General features: G+C 67.4%; 13 protein-coding genes and 1 pseudogene. 6 read left to right on the plus strand and 8 right to left on the minus strand.

The window, feature by feature from the left end; translation table 11 throughout:
- Nucleotides 1-83: 83 nt before the first annotated feature.
- Together BDK92_RS30895 and BDK92_RS30900 are read left to right on the plus strand one after the other, a co-directional pair.
- Nucleotides 84-1,301, plus strand: coding sequence for an ATP-grasp domain-containing protein (locus BDK92_RS30895; protein WP_121159913.1), 1,218 nt, complete (start codon nt 84-86; stop codon nt 1,299-1,301).
- A 43-nt stretch (nt 1,302-1,344) separates the two neighbouring features.
- Nucleotides 1,345-2,652 (plus strand): MDR family MFS transporter, encoded by a 1,308-nt coding sequence (locus BDK92_RS30900; protein WP_170208746.1) that lies wholly within the window; start codon nt 1,345-1,347, stop codon nt 2,650-2,652.
- Between the two features lie 217 nt (nt 2,653-2,869).
- On the opposite strand, the gene BDK92_RS30905 is transcribed toward BDK92_RS30900, so the two are convergent.
- Nucleotides 2,870-3,199 carry an ABC transporter permease gene (locus BDK92_RS30905; RefSeq protein ID WP_121159915.1) on the minus strand — a complete coding sequence of 110 codons (330 nt, stop codon included), beginning with the start codon at nt 3,197-3,199 and terminating at the stop codon, nt 2,870-2,872.
- Between the two features lie 29 nt (nt 3,200-3,228).
- Nucleotides 3,229-4,725, minus strand: a complete 1,497-nt coding sequence (locus BDK92_RS30910) for an FAD-binding oxidoreductase (protein WP_211349424.1) — start codon at nt 4,723-4,725, stop codon at nt 3,229-3,231.
- Nucleotides 4,726-4,860: 135 nt separating this feature from the next.
- Here BDK92_RS30910 and BDK92_RS41025 point away from each other — a divergent pair.
- From BDK92_RS41025 to BDK92_RS30920, 3 genes and pseudogenes are all read left to right on the plus strand, one after another.
- Nucleotides 4,861-5,424: pseudogene (locus tag BDK92_RS41025) on the plus strand (helix-turn-helix domain-containing protein); the annotation flags it as partial.
- Between the two features lie 80 nt (nt 5,425-5,504).
- Entirely contained in the window at nt 5,505-5,939 is a 435-nt protein-coding gene (locus BDK92_RS30915) for an MmyB family transcriptional regulator (RefSeq protein ID WP_281278658.1), read from the plus strand.
- A 687-nt stretch (nt 5,940-6,626) separates the two neighbouring features.
- Complete coding sequence (locus tag BDK92_RS30920) at nt 6,627-7,385, plus strand: SDR family NAD(P)-dependent oxidoreductase (protein WP_121159916.1); 759 nt, start codon at nt 6,627-6,629, stop codon at nt 7,383-7,385.
- Here the strand turns inward: BDK92_RS30920 and BDK92_RS30925 are convergent, their stop codons facing one another.
- The 4 genes from BDK92_RS30925 to BDK92_RS30940 all read right to left on the minus strand — a co-directional run bounded on the left by BDK92_RS30925 (nt 7,386) and on the right by BDK92_RS30940 (nt 11,872).
- On the minus strand, nt 7,386-7,811 hold the full coding sequence (locus BDK92_RS30925) for a winged helix-turn-helix transcriptional regulator (RefSeq protein ID WP_121159917.1): 426 nt from the start codon (nt 7,809-7,811) through the stop codon (nt 7,386-7,388).
- Nucleotides 7,812-8,545: 734 nt separating this feature from the next.
- Nucleotides 8,546-10,597 carry an amylo-alpha-1,6-glucosidase gene (locus BDK92_RS30930; RefSeq protein ID WP_121159918.1) on the minus strand — a complete coding sequence of 684 codons (2,052 nt, stop codon included), beginning with the start codon at nt 10,595-10,597 and terminating at the stop codon, nt 8,546-8,548.
- Nucleotides 10,594-10,998, minus strand: coding sequence for an SCP2 sterol-binding domain-containing protein (locus BDK92_RS30935; RefSeq protein WP_121159919.1), 405 nt, complete (start codon nt 10,996-10,998; stop codon nt 10,594-10,596). Before BDK92_RS30935 ends, BDK92_RS30930 begins: the two co-directional genes overlap by 4 nt.
- Before the next feature lie 88 nt (nt 10,999-11,086).
- Nucleotides 11,087-11,872, minus strand: coding sequence for a sulfotransferase family protein (locus tag BDK92_RS30940; protein ID WP_170208747.1), 786 nt, complete (start codon nt 11,870-11,872; stop codon nt 11,087-11,089).
- A 565-nt stretch (nt 11,873-12,437) separates the two neighbouring features.
- Here BDK92_RS30940 and BDK92_RS30945 point away from each other — a divergent pair.
- On the plus strand, nt 12,438-12,866 hold the full coding sequence (locus tag BDK92_RS30945) for a hypothetical protein (protein WP_121159921.1): 429 nt from the start codon (nt 12,438-12,440) through the stop codon (nt 12,864-12,866).
- Nucleotides 12,867-13,363: 497 nt separating this feature from the next.
- On the opposite strand, the gene BDK92_RS30950 is transcribed toward BDK92_RS30945, so the two are convergent.
- Together BDK92_RS30950 and BDK92_RS30955 are read right to left on the minus strand one after the other, a co-directional pair.
- Entirely contained in the window at nt 13,364-14,170 is an 807-nt protein-coding gene (locus tag BDK92_RS30950) for an SAM-dependent methyltransferase (RefSeq protein ID WP_121159922.1), read from the minus strand.
- A gap of 135 nt (nt 14,171-14,305) precedes the next feature.
- On the minus strand, nt 14,306-15,403 hold the full coding sequence (locus BDK92_RS30955; RefSeq protein ID WP_121159923.1) for an integrase core domain-containing protein: 1,098 nt from the start codon (nt 15,401-15,403) through the stop codon (nt 14,306-14,308).
- Nucleotides 15,404-15,710: the final 307 nt, after the last annotated feature.

Below are 15,710 nucleotides of genomic sequence, written 5' to 3' on the forward strand. Positions count from 1 at the left end.
GCATCTTCCCGAGGCGGGGCGAGAACATCCCGGTGAACCTGGATAGCGCCGATCGCACCAACTGACGCAGACGAGGTTCGCCAGTGACTATCGCCGTACTCGAAACGATCAACTTCGGCCTGGGGTATCTGGTCGACGCGGCCCGTGAGCGCGGGCATGAAGTGATTCTGCTCACCGGTGAGCGTTCCCGATACACCCACGAGCTGTCTAAGGCGCCGGGCGATTCGATCAGGGTCGTTGATGTCGACACCGGCAACGTCGACGAAGTGATCAGCATCCTGCGCGCGGTGCCCGATCTCGCCGGTCTGGTCCGGATGGCGGACCCGTGGAGCCTGCAGGCACTCGCCGTCGCGGATCGGCTGGGCCTGCCACACGAGAACACGGAGGCGGTATCGCTGCTGCGGGACAAAGGGCGCCTGCGTCGACACCTCTACGACAATGGTTTCTCGCGTTCGCCGAGCGTCGTCTTCGATCCGCTGACCGCGAACCCGGCAGAACTGATCCGTCTGCTGCCGTTCCCGTGTGTCGTGAAAGATGTCGCGGGCAGCTTGAGCCAGAACGTCTGGCTGGTCCGCAAGCCGGAGGAGCTGGCGAGCGTACTGGTCGCCGCCCGGCACGCGGAGGACCTACGTGGCGGCGCGCTGACCGCCGAGCCCTACTTTCTCGGACCCATGTACAGCGCTGAGACGGTGAGCTGGGCCGGCGAGACAAAAATCATCGGCGTCACGAGCCGTGCGCTGTCACCGGAGCCGCACTTCCGGGAGGAGATGGGGAGCTTCCCGGTGAACCTGCCCGAGACGATGCGGAGCGAACTGGCGAAGTGGCTTTCCGCGATCCTCTGCTCCGTCGGCTACCACGAGGGCGTTACCCACACCGAGTTCATCATCACCACCGGCGGTTTCGAGATCGTGGAGATCAATACGAGAATGGGTGGCGCGCTGATCGGTGAGTCCATCAACCGGTCACTCGGCATCAACTTCCACAGTGCCTTCATCGACCTCGCCCTGGGGCGACGCCCGCTGGTAATGGACCTCGATCCCGAGATCCGGCAGGGCACGACACAGATCGCCGTGTACGCCCCCGGCGTCGGGACCTTCGACGGGATCAGCGGGGCGGAACAGCTCCGCGACCACCCCGGAACGCCGACGCTCTATCCCATCCAGAGCCCGGGTGATGCGATTCCCGCCACTACCGATCAGCGCGGGGTGCTGGCCATGCTGCTCGCCGACGGCGAGACGGCCGAACTGTCGCTCCATAACGCCCTGTCGGCGGCGGGGAAACTCACCGTACGCATGCGTTGACTGTGGATCACCGACCCGGATCGATGGAGAAGAGCAGCGGAGAATGAACAAGAGCACTCGAAGCCTCGCCCGAAGCCTGAACGGATTTCCCGACGGGTTCTGGTGGCTGTGGACCAGCACGCTGGTGAATCGGCTCGGCACGTTCGTCTTTCCGTTTCTGGCCATCTACCTCACATCGGTGCTCGGTTACTCGGCGGCCCACGCGGGCCTCATATTGGCGATCTACGGGGTTGGCGCATCCGTCGGTGCGCTGCTCGGCGGTGAGCTGAGTGACCGGATCGGGCGCCGCGCGACGATGGGCGGTGCCCAGCTCGTCACTGCCGTGGTCACCGCGGCGATGGGGTTCGTCACCGGGTCCACCGCCATCGCCGTGCTGGCGTTCAGCGTGGGCGCCGCCGCCAGCGCCTCACGCCCAGCGATCTCGGCGATGATCGTGGATCTCGTCCCGCCGGAGGACCGGCAGCGGGCGTTCTCCGTCAACTACTGGGCCAGCAACATTGGCTTCGGCTTCTCGGCGGCGGTGGCCGGCGTCCTCGCGCACCAAGGGTATCTCTGGCTTTTCATCGGCGATGCTGTCACGACGTTGCTCTGCGCGGTGGTGATGTGGGTGAAGCTGCCGGAGACCCGGCCAGCGGGACCCGAGGTGCCGTCGCCGGTCCCCGCGGCCCGGGTCGGTCTCGGGCACATCCTCGGGGACTCCCGGTTCCTGGTGCTCTGCCTGCTCGGATTCGCCATGTGGATGATGTTCTACCAGGGGTCCAGCAGCCTCTCGGTGGCCATGGCCGGAAGCGGGATCGGCACCCAGGCGTACGGGCTGATCATCGCGCTGAACGGCATCCTGATCGTCGTGCTGCAGATCCCGGTCACCTCCATGCTCAAGGGGCGCGACCGCAGGATGGTGCTCGCGCTCAGCGCGCTGCTCACAGGTGTGGGGTTCGGTGTGAACGGCTTCGCTGGCACATCGGTAATCCTCTACTCGCTCTCGGTTATGGTGTGGACGCTGGGTGAAATCGCCTACGCGCCTGCCTCGGCGGCCGCGGTGGCCGAGTTGTCCGACGAGCGAGCCCACGGCCGTTACCAGGGCCTGTTCGGCTTCAGCACCTCGGTCGCGTCGATCCTCGCTCCGCTTGTCGGTGGTCTGGCGCTGGATCTCTGGGGAGGACCCGCCCTGTGGCTTCTCTGCGTCGCGGTCGGCGTGGCCACGGCGGCCGGATTCTGGGCGCTGCTCACCGTCACGCGCCGAGCCTCAGGCCGGTCCGACGTGGTCCCGGAGAGCGAGCCACCGCTCCTCGAACAGGAACAGGAACGGGAACTGGTCCCGAGCAGTCCCACTCGTTCTCCGGTCGCATGACGCAACGACCCCGCTACCCCCGACGCCTGGCCCACCTCAGCGGCCAGTTGTGACAAGCGTCGTACCGGCAGCACCGGTTTACGGACGCGGTCCGCCCAGAGGTCGGAATGGCGTCCGGGCGGATCGGTTGGACGGAGTTTGCGTTACGGCAGGAGGTAGTCCTCGTTGAGCGCCGCGACGATCACCAACGCCCTGATCGTTTGCCCGATGCACTCGGTCATCGGGTATCAGTGGTCCCTGGTGGGCGTACCAGGACGATCACCAGGGCCACGGCGAGGGGGTAGCTGGGTGCGTACAGCCCGCCCAATGCCTGCGCGACGCCGACCAGCAGGCCGGCGAGGGTGGCTGCGATGATGCTGCCGAGCACGCCGAACGTCACCACGACGAAGGCCATCAGCACGTAGCTCACCCCGGCGGTGGGGGAGGCGGAGTACGAGTTCATCCGCGGCAGCCCGGCGCACCCGGTGGCGAGACCGGCGACCACCAGCAGCGCCTCCCGCCGGAACGGCCGGGAGTGTCGCCTCAGGTTGTCAGACTTGTTGAGCAATCCGTCAAGACCGATGTCGCTTGTGGATGTCAGTGGGCAAGGCGAATGCTGGTTACGGTAAGCGGCGGGGCACGGTTCCATGACCGTGCCCCGCGCGTGCGACCGTCGTCAGCGGAGGGTGGTCCGCTATCGGCGGGTGGGAATTTCGTGGTTGGCCTGGAAGAGGGCACCTGGGTCGACCGCGTTGCGGAATGGATCAGTCTCTCCCAGGCCGAGGCGTCGTAGCCGGTCGACGGGTCCACGGGCTCCTCCTGGAAGTTCAGGTACTCCCGTCCGCGTGAGTAGGGCGCCATCGCGTCGACCACCCGTTCGCAGTCGGCGATGGTCTGCTTGGCCAGCTCGCCGATCATCATGCCGCCGGCGATCAGTTGGAACCGGCCGTCGAGCATCGCCGTCGCGCCCGCGCCGGGCTGTGGGCGCCCGAGCGCCCCACCGAGCTGGCGCAACTCCGCCATCAGGAACAGCGAGTTGCCGGAGTCGGCGCCAGCGACCTCGACCAGGCGGTCCACCGCGGCCGGCGGCAGCTCGTCGAGCAGGGACGACCGCCCGCCACCCGGCACGGGTTGCTCCGGGTCCATGTGCATCCGTATCAGTGACGCGGCCGGCACCCGGGCGAAGGTGTCCATCTCCGGTCCGAGGTTCCGCAGCGGCGCCAGGAGCCGCTCCGCCTCGGCGTCGTCGCCCAGTACTGCGCCGTCGATGACGACCAGTTGGCGGCCCCGGAACGGTTCCGGGATCTCGGGAATCGGCGGGAAGTGTAGGTGCCGGTACGAGGTGGTGACCGCGTCGGGCGCGTCGGCGGCCCACTGTGCCCAGCGGCTGAGCACCTGGTGCGCGTCGCGCAGGTCCCACACCAGCATGCCGGCGTACGCGGTCTCGATCGGGTAGAGCGTGAACTCGATCGCCGTCACCACACCGAAGTTGGCGCCCCCGCCCCCGCGTACCGCCCAGAACAGGTCCGGGTGGTGCTCGGCGTCGACCCGGACGAGCGAGCCGTCCGCGGTGACCAGTTCGACGGCGGTCAGGCTGTTGGTCGCCAGGCCCAGCGACCGGGCGTACCAGCTCACGCCTCCGCCGAGCAAGTAGCCGACCACGCCGGCGTCCGGCGATGATCCGTGTAGAGCGGCCAGGCCATGCGCCCCGGCCGCTTCGACCACGGAAGACCACACGACTCCGGCCTCGACCCGTGCCTGGCGCGCGTCGGCGTCGATCGTGATCCCGGTCATTCCAGACATGCGCATCAGTACGCTGTCGCTCAGGTCGCCGAGCGGGTGGGCGTTGTGCCCGGTGCCCAGTGGCGCGACCCGCAGCCCGGCCGCTGCGGCGGCCCGTACGACGGCCGTGACCTCCTCCGCGTTGAGCGGGAAGGCCACCGCAGCGGGACGCAGGTCGACCGCGAGCGCCCAGGTCGTCCGGGCGCGGTCGTAATCTTCGTCACCTCGCAGGTGGACGCCCCCGCTCGCCAGCCCGCGCAGCGACGACAGGTCGCGTTCCGCTTTCGCTGACCGGGTGTTCTCGGTAGTCACTTGAAGTTTCCCCCCGAACATGAGTTACTCATCAGTAATTTGCCAGACGTGATACCGAATGGTGTTTTCGTTCGTGGCGCGTCAACTGTTGTCGACCGCGACGGCGGCTACCAGGGGAGAACCTTGCCCTGGATAATGCTCCTCCCGTCCTTGCACGCCGTGGCCGGAACGCCGCGAACGCCGCCGGCTTTCGCGCGGGCGGCTCCGTGTCCGACGGCGGATCGGGCATCCGTGCGGGAACAATGGGGTGTGAGTTCTGACGAACTGGCTCATTTCCTCCGTTCCAGGCGTGCGGCACTCCAGCCTGAGGAACTCGGGTTGGACGCTCGTTCACGCCGGCGTACCCAGGGGCTTCGGCGCGAGGACGTTGCCGGGCTGGCCGCCATGTCGACGGACTACTACCGAAGGCTGGAGCAGGCTCGCACCCGGCCGCCGTCGCCGCAGATCCTGGGCGCCCTGGCGCGAGCCCTGCGGCTGACCGGTGACGAACGTGACTACCTGTACCGGATCGCCGGCCAGGAACCACTGCCGAGGCTCGCGCCGAGCCGCGAAGTCGCTCCCGCGATGAGGCAGCTCATCGACGGACTCGGGGATGTGCCCGCCCAGGTCACGACGCTTCTGGGAGAGACGGTCGTCCAGAACCCGATGGCCGTCGCGCTGCTTGGCGACCATTCGATCTACACCGGTGACGCTCGCAACAGCGCCTACCGCTGGTTCACCGACCCGGCCTCCCGGTCGGTTCACCCGCGCGAGGAGCACGAGGAGGAGGGCCGCGCCCGGTGGCCGAGCTGCGGGCCAGGTCGGTGCGCGTCAACGACCCGGAGGCCGACCGGCTCATCCGTACGCTGCGCGCCCGCAGCGCCGAGTTCGAGCGGATGTGGCAGGAGCAGCGGGTGGCGATCTGCCGATCCGGCACCAAGACCCTGGTGCACCCGGAGAGCGGCATGATCGACCTGCAGTGCCAGATCCTCCGGGCCGAGGACCTCGATCAACTGGTCGTCATCTTCACCCCCGCCGCCGGCAGCCGCGCGGCCGAACAGTTGCGCCGTCTCTCAGCCGTCCGCGTCGACCCGAGGCAGGACGGTACCGGAACCGCACGGCGAGGACAGCTCGCACGCCCGCCCCGGTGTGACGGCACCGTGACCGCCGTTCCCGATCCCGCTAGTCCGGACGGACATGCCACGATCGGTGGCTCGATCGAGGCGGTCCAATGAGTTACCGGGATGCCGCTGACCCACCCGGGGATCTACGTATCGCGCCGCTATCCGGAACAGACCGCCGACCTCGGCGAGGTCCGTATGAACCGCGCCGTGGTCGGTGATCCCGAGCTCTCCCGGCACAATGTGTCTCTCCATCTCGCCCAGACGGAGTTCTGGTGGGGCTACGAGGCGGCCATGCGGCTTCTCCCCGGCTGCTGTCAGGTGTACGCGGTGGACTTGCGGGGTAGGGGTCGGTCCACCTGGACGCCGGGTCGCTACAGCCTGGATATCTTCGGTCGGACCTGGTCCGCCTTTCGACCGGGTCGTCAAGCGGCCGGTCGTGGTCTACGGGCTGTCGTCCGGCGGCGTGGTCACGGCCTGGCTGTCCGCCTTTGCGGTGCCTGGCCAGGTCCGTGCTGCGGCGGGAGCCGGTCTCAGGCACTAGCTCAGGTGCCGGAAGCTGGGCGGGTCGACGCGGCGGTGATGGCCCGTTGTATCCCTGATCGACCGTGGCGTCGGGGCGGTCGTTGATGCCTTTGACTTCGCCGTGGGGGTCGGTTCCTTTTAGGGAACCTGAGCACTTAAAACTGCCTTCTTGTCGAGTGCGGTCTTTGTGGGCAGCCTTGATCGTGTCATCCCGGAGCGCCGAACAGCGGGCTCTGGTCGAGACCTTGCGATGAGATTCTGAAGGGGTACGGGAAGATGTCTGCGCGACTGCAATCGAAGGTAATCATTGTTACCGGCGGCACCATGGGGATGGGGCGGGCGTTCGCCCAGCGGGCTGCCGGGGAGGGCGCGAAGGTTGTGATCGGTGCGCGGGACAGGAAACGTGGTGAGGGGGTCACCGCCGCGATCGTGGCGGCCGGTGGCCAGGCGCTGTTCGTGCCGACCGACGTGACGGTGGAGGAGCAGGTCGCCGAATTGGTACGAGTCACCGTCGCCGAGTTCGGCCGGCTGGACGGCGCGTTCAACAACGCCGGTGGAGGAAACGCCATCGGCGCCGTACGCGACATCGACGACGCCTTCTGGCGGAGCACCATCGACCGCAACCTGACCAGCGTGTTCTACAGCCTCAAGCACGAGATCCCGGCGATTCTGGCGTCCGGTGGCGGCTCCATCGTCAACAATGCCTCCACCGTGGGAATAGTCGGGGACGCGAACTTAGCGGCCTATTCGGCGGCGAAACACGGCGTCATCGGACTCACCCGCTCGGCCGCACTGGACGTGGCAGCCGAGGGCGTACGGGTGAATGCTTTGGTGACCGGACTGGTCGATACTCCACTGTGGCGGGAAGTCTCAGCGAACCCGGAAATCGAGCGGCATTTCCTGGGTCTGCAGCCGAACGGCCGTGCCGGCAGGGAAGACGAGATCGCCGCGTTTACGTCATTCCTGCTTAGCGACGACGCCGCCTACATCACCGGTGCGGCGCTCGCCATCGACGGCGGCGTAACCGCGAAGTAGTCAGAGGTCCGTGCCGGCCGGGTCCTGATGGCTGTGGTCGTATGCCGCCCGGCTGGCGCGAATGTCTTCGAGGTTCTGCTCGGTCCAGCCCGCGAGGTCCTGCACGATGGTGAGCAGGGCCCGTCCGGCAGGGGCGAGGGCATACTCGACCTGGGGTGGGACGGTGGGGTGCACCGTACGGGTGACCACGCCGTCGCGCTCTAGGGCGCGCAGGGTGGTGCTGAGCATCCGCTGGGTGATCGGATACGCCAGCCGTCGTAGCTCGTTGAAACGGCGGGGCCCCTTGCCCAGTTCACAGATCACGACAACGGACCATTTGTCGCCGACCCGCGCCAGCACGCTGCGCATCAGGTCGGCATCACAGGTGACCTCGGCCTTAGTCGTCTGCGCTTCCGGAGCGATCTTGTCGACGAGCGAGGTCGTCATGGTGTCTCCTCCACGGACGTAGGCACATCTCAGTGCCTTCTCGCAGCTCATCGGCGATGCGGCCGATGAACCTGGTATTCGAAACGTACTAGCTGGGCAACCAACAGGCCCTGGGATTTGTTCCCAGCGAAGGAGCGGTGATGGCATAGCCGTTCCGGTTGCTCAGCTGATTCGGGCCCACGGCCTCAGCCGCTGGCACTTCCTGGTCCGCTCTTGTCGGGGCCGGAGCACGACACTCACCACCAGCCGCCCGGTCACCTTGATGCTCTGCGCCGAACGCGTGTCGATCAGACACTGGCTCTCTGCCGCGCGGCGAGTCGGTCTCGACGGTGCGGTCCTGGTATTACTCGATGCCGAGGGCAAGGAAACAGGCGGGCTGCCCCCGTCTGCTGAGCGCAGTTCCGTTTATGCCTTGACCGACAACCGGACATGTAGGTTGCCGACCAGTCGCGCCTGCCCCGGTAGGCGGGGTGGCCACGTTTTCCACCCGGACGTAGTCACAAGGCCGAGCTCGACCGCCGCCTGGCCCGGTGATCGAGGGGTGTCACCGCCAGATGCGTGAGTCAAGCCTTATCGAATAGCCGCAGTTGCCCTGGCGCCCGATGGTCGTGGCTCCGATGGCCTCCAGCATGCTGGCGAGGTTCTGTCCTGAAGGCTGGCCGCCACTCGGGGGCGGTGCGCCCGTGCGGTCGTCGCGATTGGCGGTGCGCACGATCCGGATCGGTCGGGCGGCGTTACCCGACTTCGAAGGTCAGATCCTTGCGGCCCCAACTACCGGGGAGATTCCGCAGCTCCAGCCGGCCGAACTCGCTGGGCAACTCGGGGTCGACCGCCAGGTCACCGTCCTGCGGCTGCAGCCCGAGCATCACCCGCAGCAGCAGCAGCGGTGCTCCGGTTGACCATGCCTGCGGGCTGCAGGCGGTCGGATACTCGACCGGATAGCCGGTGAGCTGCCGGTCATACCCGGCGAAAGCCTCGGGCAGCCGACCGCGGAAGAAATTCGCCGCGTCGAGGATGCCGGCCCCGACCCGGGCCGCTTCCTGCCGGTAGCCGTACCGCCGCAGGCCCCAGGCGATGAACGAGTTGTCGAACGGCCAGACCGTGCCGGTGTGATAGCCGATGGGGTTGTACCGGGCCTCATGCTCGGCCAGGGTCCGGATCCCCCACCCGGAGAAGAGCCGAGGTCCCATGAGGTGGCCCGCGACCGCGTCGGCCTTGTCCGCGTCGACGATGCCGCTCCACAACAGGTGCCCGATGTTCGAGGAGAGCGCGTCGACCTGGGAACCGTCGGCGGCGAGCGCGATCGCGAAGTAGCTGCCGTCGGCGACCCAGAAATCGCGGTTGAAGCGCCGCTTCAACTCGTCCGCCGAACGCTCCAGCCGGTCGGCGTACGCCGGATCGTCCCAGACCGTACGGGCCAGGCGCGCGCCGCGCAGCTTCGCGTCGTAGGCGTAACCCTGTAGCTCACAGGTCGACCGGGGTACGTCCGGAATGCGCCCGTCGCGGTAGGAGATGGCGTCCGGAGAGTCCTTCCAGCACTGGTTTTCCAGCCCAGTCCGCTCGTTACGCCGTTGATAGCCGATGTACCCGTTGCCCAGCACGTCGCCGTACTCGTCGATCCAGGCCAACGCCGCCCGGGTCTGGTGCTCCAGGTTCTGGACCAGCGCGGTGTCGCCGGTCCAGCGCGCGTACTCGTCGAGCAGCACGACGAACAGGGTGGTGGCGTCCGCGGTGCCGTAGTACGGCGTGTGCGGCTGCTCCCCGGAGGCCGCGGTCAGGCCGTAGCGGAACTCATGGAGGATCTTCCCTGGTTCGGCATCTCGGAAGTTGTCCAGCGCGACCGCCTGGGTGGCGGCGAGCAGGCGCAGGGTGGCGTTGGCGAGCTGTGGGGCGAACGGGAGGGCCTGCAACGACGTCAGGATGCTGTCCCGACCGAAGATCGTCATGAACCACGGCAGGCCAGCCGCCGGTAGGCGGTACTGGTCATCGGCCTGCGCCCGGGCCGCTCCGCTGGTCAGCGGGCGGAACCGCAGCGCGGCGAGATCGACCAGGCTGCGCTGGTACGTCAACTCCAGCAGGTCGTTTTCGCTGATGAGTTGCGGCGCCAGGTCGAGCCAATCCTGCAACTCGTTCCGCACCTGGGGTTTTGACCGGCCGGCCTGGCCCTGCAGGTTCGTCCGGACGTCTCGCCCGTTCGGCCCGATCGTCTCCACATGCAGGTCGGTGCCCCAGGACCCGTCCGGCTCGACGTGGACCCGGAACGTGAAGCCGTGCTCGTCGATTTCCGCCGGGGTGCTCGCGGAGATCACGGTGGACCGCTGGAACGTGTCCCACCGGACGTGGTGGCACAGCCTTCCATCCTCGATCCGGGTGGAGCGCTCGCCCTTCTTCGGCTCCGCGTTCTTCACCTCGAACAGGTCGGCGAAATCGCAACCGACCTCGACGCGTACCACCAGGTCGACCGGGTCGATGCCGTGGTTCAGGACGGTCAGCGACTCGCACATGCTCCGGGTGATGTCACGCCGTCGGATGATCGACACGTCCGAGTCGACGTAGAGCGTCGGTTCGCCGGGCACCAGCACGAACTTTGCCTCGAAGTATCGGGGCTGATCCATGGACAGGGCACTCAACCGCTTTCCGTCGACGGTCAGGACCCAGGTGGACAGGTGCCGGATGTCCAACGTGAACAGTCCGGTGGGAAAGGAGGGCGACGGTTCGAAATCCCCGTTACCGGCACTGACCACGAACATGTTGCCGTCGAGGATCCGCACCACGTCCGAGTTCATCGCCGGGCCCGCCGTACGAAGTCGCGCGGGTGGTCCGCGTCCGGTGGACCCGGGAACAGGCCGGGGATCAACCAGAACTGGAAGAGCAGAGTCGGGGCACCGAACGCCTGTACCCGATTGCGCAGCCAGTTCTCGACCATGTTCGCCCGGCCGGTGATGAGGTCCCGGAAGGTGGCCCGGTCGATCCGGATCACCGTGTCCGCCGGATGCTGCCCCCGGGACGCGTCGAGGTGACCGCGGGAGAAGGTGACCAGCCAGTGATCCGTTTCCTGGTCGGCACGCTGATCGTCGAAGATCTCGAACCGCATGGTGCCGGACGTTCGTTCGAGCCGGGGTTCATACCCGAACCGGGCAACCCGGTCGAAGAACGCCTCAATGTCGTCATCAGCAGCATGGGACATGAGCTACCGGCCCCTCCTGCCAACCTGTGGCCACGGCGGCGTACCCGTTGCGGACCACCCGAAACACCAGGCCGCACCGGTGCGGGCCTCAGTCCGGGGGCGAGCCCGGCCAGGAGTGCGACCAGCCCAGCAGCTCGGCGAGCCGGGCATTGTGCGGGGCGATGTACGCGGTCAGCCGCTCACGTAGCTCCGGGGTGAGCTGCGACGGGCCGGTGTCGACCCGGCGGGTGTGCCGGGCGAAGGTTTCGGGGGTGAACGCCGACAGGTCGAGGAACCGCAGTATCGCGCCGTACGTGCCGGCCGCGTCGGCGGCCAGGTCCTCGTTGCGGGCGATGTGGATCCGCTCACGGGGCACATGCTCGAACCAGCGTTCCAACTGCTCCGCGTAGCGGCCCCGGGCGGCGTACGAGTGGTTACGCAGCGCCCGATGGGGGGTACGCGTGCCGGGTCCGTCGCGCAGCGCCCGGTGCAGCCGCTCCTCCTCGGCGTCGAGCGCATCGGCGAAGGAGAGCGGCTCCGCGCCGTACGAGCGGGTGTGCAGGTAGTGCGAGTAGGTCCGCTGCACCGGGTCGCGCAGCAGTGCGACGAAGCGGCCGTCGGGCAGGGTCGCCGCGACCCGGGCCGGCACGTTCGGGTGGAACAGGTAGTACGGGCTCGCCTCGAAGGTGCGTTGGTCCGGGGCGAGGGTCGGGAAATACGCCCGGTACCAGCGCACTCCCCGACCGTGGTAGACGCTGAAGAACTGCAACTCCTTGCCGGTCGCCACCCGGACCCGGGGATGCGCGGCGAGATAGTGGTAGAGCGAGGTGGTGCCACAGCGCTGCCCGCCGATGACCAGGAAGTCGGGGAGCGGGCCGGGGGCTCCGGGCCCCACTTCCCTACAAGGAAACCCTGCCACCCATTTAGATCATGACAAAGCACTACTTATCGTCTGACCAACCACCTCGGCGGCTAACAGGTCGGGCGTCCCACCTTCGCGCGATCCAGGTTCGCCGCTCGATCCTGGTGCTCCGACGGCGGCAACAACCTGGCCGGGCAGTGGTGCTGCACCTCTGCGCCTGGATGAGCCCTCCTGCAGCTCTGGCTGCATGGCGAGCCACTTCTGCCGTCCAGGGACACTCCGGATGCCCGGCGAACTGAGTCCGGAGTTCGTTGATGCCGGCGGCATCACGAGACGGGACCGTTCGGGGCGTCGACCGTGTCCCTCCTCCACGGGTCACTACTCTGAGTGGTGTATTGCGACCGAAGGGTGATGTGCGGGCATGGTCAGACGACTAGTCGCGACGAGTGCCGCGATGCTGCTTTTAGGCGTGGTTGTGGGGTGCGGACAGCCCGGCACCACCGGCGCCCATCAAGCGGAAGCGGTGTCCTTGCCGTGCGCGACGTACCCGCCTCCCGATCCGGTCACCCCCGGACAGTCCTTATGGCCGCAACAGGACGTGCTCGACGGATACGCACAGGCCGCACAGCAGGTTGGGCAGGAGCACCCGGACTCGTACGCCGGGCTGGAGGTGCACCTCGACGAGGTCGCGGTGTGGGTACACCGCAAGCCGTCACCGACGCTCGATGACGCCCTACGGCATGTGGTCCCACCAGGTCACCTCTGCCTGCGAGATGCCCGTTACAGCGCGGTCGAGCTCGAAACCTGGCTGCACCAGGTGCGAGCCGACGTCGACTACTGGGCCGGCCGCCAGATCGTGCTCAATACTATGAGTATCCGACCTGGCCGGGATTGCGTCGAGATCGGCGTCGATCGCCCAGATGTCGACGGTCCCACCCTGACGGCCTACTACCAGGCGACCATTCCTGTGTGCGTCGAACTGGGCGGCGCACTGATCCCGCTGGTGGCCCCGTCGCCCGCGACCTGACTCACTCCAACGATTCGCTGGGGGAGGCGCCACCTGTGACGGTGGTCCGCGGTGTCACCTCATCACCTGGGTTGCAGGACGGATTTTTACCGACTTGGCAGACTGTCTATCCGAGATGGTGTTATTTCAGGGCCGTGTCCTTGCGTGTGGTCGATGGGCCGGCGGAAGGCGACTGGCCAGACCATTTCGCATCGATTTGGCGCAAGCGTCAAGTCGGGCGCAATGTCTAATGAGAGAGCGCCATGTTGGATGGGAAGCTACAACCTGGTGTAGGTTCTCATCGGTTCTGACGGCGGCAACGTCTGCTGACCTGGCCCTTGTCGGTGGCTTATCAGCGGGTGTGGCGGCCCGGTTTTTCACCCAAGATGGCGGATTCCTCGATGGAGATCGCTGCGGGCTCGTCGCCCCGAGACGGGCCCCTGGCCGCTGATCCAGCGGTCACCCCCGTGCCCGCGAATAGGTTGCCCTCGTGGCTGACCGGCGTCGAGAGGCTCAGCTCAGCCGATGCGGCCGACGCCGCCGAACAGGTAGACCTCCGGCTCGTCGGACTCCGGGCCGGGGCGCCAGCGCGAGCACGTAACGACGCCGGGCTCCAGCAGATCCAAGCCGTCGAAGAAGCGCTCGAGTTCCTTCTTCGTTCTGGCGCGGATTGGCGTGCCGCCGCGCTCGGTGGTTTCCCGCATCACGCGCAGCATCGGCTCGCCGTGGATCTCCGCGGTGGAGTGGGTGAGTACCAGGTAGCTACCGGTGGGCATCGCCTGCGCCAGCTGCGCGACGGAGTCGTACGCCACGTCGTCGTCCATGAGGTGGTTGACGACGCCGAGGAGTATGAGGCCGATCGGCTGCGAGAAGTCGAGCGTCTGCCGCGCGGACGCGAGTATCGTGTCCGGCTGCCGCAGATCGGCTTCGACGTAGTCGCAGCTGCCTCCCGGCGCGCTGGTCAGGAGCGCACGCGCATGCGCCATGACGAGCGGGTCGTTGTCGATGTAGACCACCCGGCAGCGCGGTTCGAGGGACTGCGCGACCTCGTGGGTGTTGTCCGCCGAGGGGAGCCCGGTGCCGACGTCGAGGAACTGACGGATGCCGGCATCCTCGACGAGAAACCTGACCACGCGCTTGAGGAACGCGCGCTCGGACTTGGCCCCGATGGGGATGTCCGGGATGTGTGCGATCACCTCATCGCCGGCGGCCCGGTCGACCGCGAAGTTGTCCTTGCCGCCGAGCCAGTAGTTCCAGATCCGCGCCGAGTGCGGAACCGTGGTGTCCAGTTTGGAGCCTGAGGGGAACTCCAGGTCCTCGGTCATGAGGGCATTCTTCCGCACCGAAGGGGCGGTGACGCAAGTGGGGCAGTGGGCCGACGGCACGGCGGGCTCCAATTGGGTGCCAGGTACGGCAACTGCGTGAGGCCCTGCGGGTGCCGAGAATGGCGTCCGCGCTGGTCAAGCGGCGTTCTCGTATTCGTGCAGGAGTCCGCCGAGTTGATCGCGTCGGTGGACGTTCAGGCGTGTCAGCGTGGCGGGATCGGTTATCGGTTTGGGTAGCGGACGCAGAGGTCGGGCGTTCGCGATGCCCCGATGAGGTCGATGCCGGTTGTGGTGGCGTTCGTACTCGCGCAGGGCTTGCAGTAGGTGCGCTTGGCTCCAGATTAGTGTCCGGTCGAGTAATTCATGCCGGCAGGCTTGGATCCACCTCTCCATGATCGAGTTCATGCGCGGTGTCCGTACCCCGCTGAGCACGACCGCGATCCCCGCGTCGGCGAGGATCGCGTCGAACAGGGCCGGGTACTTGCCGTCCCGATCCCGGACCAGGTATTTCACCGTGCATTCGGCGTCCTCAAGGTCCATCATCAGGTTCCGGGCCGCCTGGGTTACCCAGCTGGCGGTCGGATGAGCGGTGGCGCCCAGGACGCTGACCCGGCGGGTGGCGTGGTCGATGACGGCCAGGACGTACAGCCTGGCACCGGTCATCGTTGTGGTCTCGAAGAAGTCGGCCGCGATGATGGCCTGCGCCTGCGAGCGCAAGAACGTCGCCCAGCTGGTGCTGGCACGCTGGGGCGTCGGGTCGACGCCGGCATGCTGGAGGATCTCCCAGACGGTGGAGGGGGCGACCTTTACCCCGAGGACGAGTAGTTCGCCGTGGATGCGGCGGTATCCCCAGGTGCTGTTCTCGCGTGCCAGGCGCAGGGCCAGCCGGCGGATCGACCGGACAGTGCGTGGCCGCCCGGATCGCCGCGGCCGGGAGAGTCTGGCGTGCCGGCGGGCGTCCAGGTCATGGTGCCAGCGCAGTACGGTCTCCGGGCGGACCAGCAGCCGCAGGCTGCGTAGGACGTCGCGGGGTAACCGGTGCAGCACGGCGGCGAGCCATGCCCGGTCAGCGGGGGTGAATCGGACCTTCTCGCCGTGCAGTTGCCGTTCGAGGACCATGACCTGGTGCCGCAGCGCCAAGATCTCGGCATCCTTGTCCCGGTCGTTCATTGGCAGCAGCCGCAGCAGCGCGAGAGTGTTGGTCACACCGAGGTAGGCCAGTCGGAACAGCACAGCAAGTCATCCTCGCGTAGCGCTCCACATAGATCATCGCCGCAGGCGGGCCGAGAGTCCTCGACCCTACGCCGGCGTCCTGATCTCAGTAATCAAGAGGGCCGTGACCAGGATGGACGAGGCTTTCGGCACTCGCAGCGCTCCACCTTGTCCCCGTCCGGGGAGGCTGGACGGTCTGCGACTGCCCGACGAGGAGATCCGCTACCAAGCCGTATCGTTCCTGGCACGACTCGCCTTCCTGCCCCTATGACCACGGCAGTAAGCGGGCAGGATCAGCACGGACAGCGGGGCCGCATGGGTGGTGAAA

It is taken from the genome of Micromonospora pisi (assembly GCF_003633685.1).
Lineage (GTDB): Bacteria > Actinomycetota > Actinomycetes > Mycobacteriales > Micromonosporaceae > Micromonospora_G > Micromonospora_G pisi.

Bases quoted from the DNA above. Each gene is read 5' to 3' on its own strand.
- BDK92_RS30900 (WP_170208746.1), top strand. From the start codon at position 1,345: ATGAACAAGAGCACTCGAAGCCTCGCCCGAAGCCTGAACGGATTTCCC.
- BDK92_RS30920 (WP_121159916.1), top strand. From the start codon at position 6,627: ATGTCTGCGCGACTGCAATCGAAGGTAATCATTGTTACCGGCGGCACC.
- BDK92_RS30925 (WP_121159917.1), bottom strand. From the start codon at position 7,811: ATGACGACCTCGCTCGTCGACAAGATCGCTCCGGAAGCGCAGACGACT.
- BDK92_RS30930 (WP_121159918.1), bottom strand. From the start codon at position 10,597: ATGAACTCGGACGTGGTGCGGATCCTCGACGGCAACATGTTCGTGGTC.
- BDK92_RS30935 (WP_121159919.1), bottom strand. From the start codon at position 10,998: ATGTCCCATGCTGCTGATGACGACATTGAGGCGTTCTTCGACCGGGTT.
- BDK92_RS30950 (WP_121159922.1), bottom strand. From the start codon at position 14,170: ATGACCGAGGACCTGGAGTTCCCCTCAGGCTCCAAACTGGACACCACG.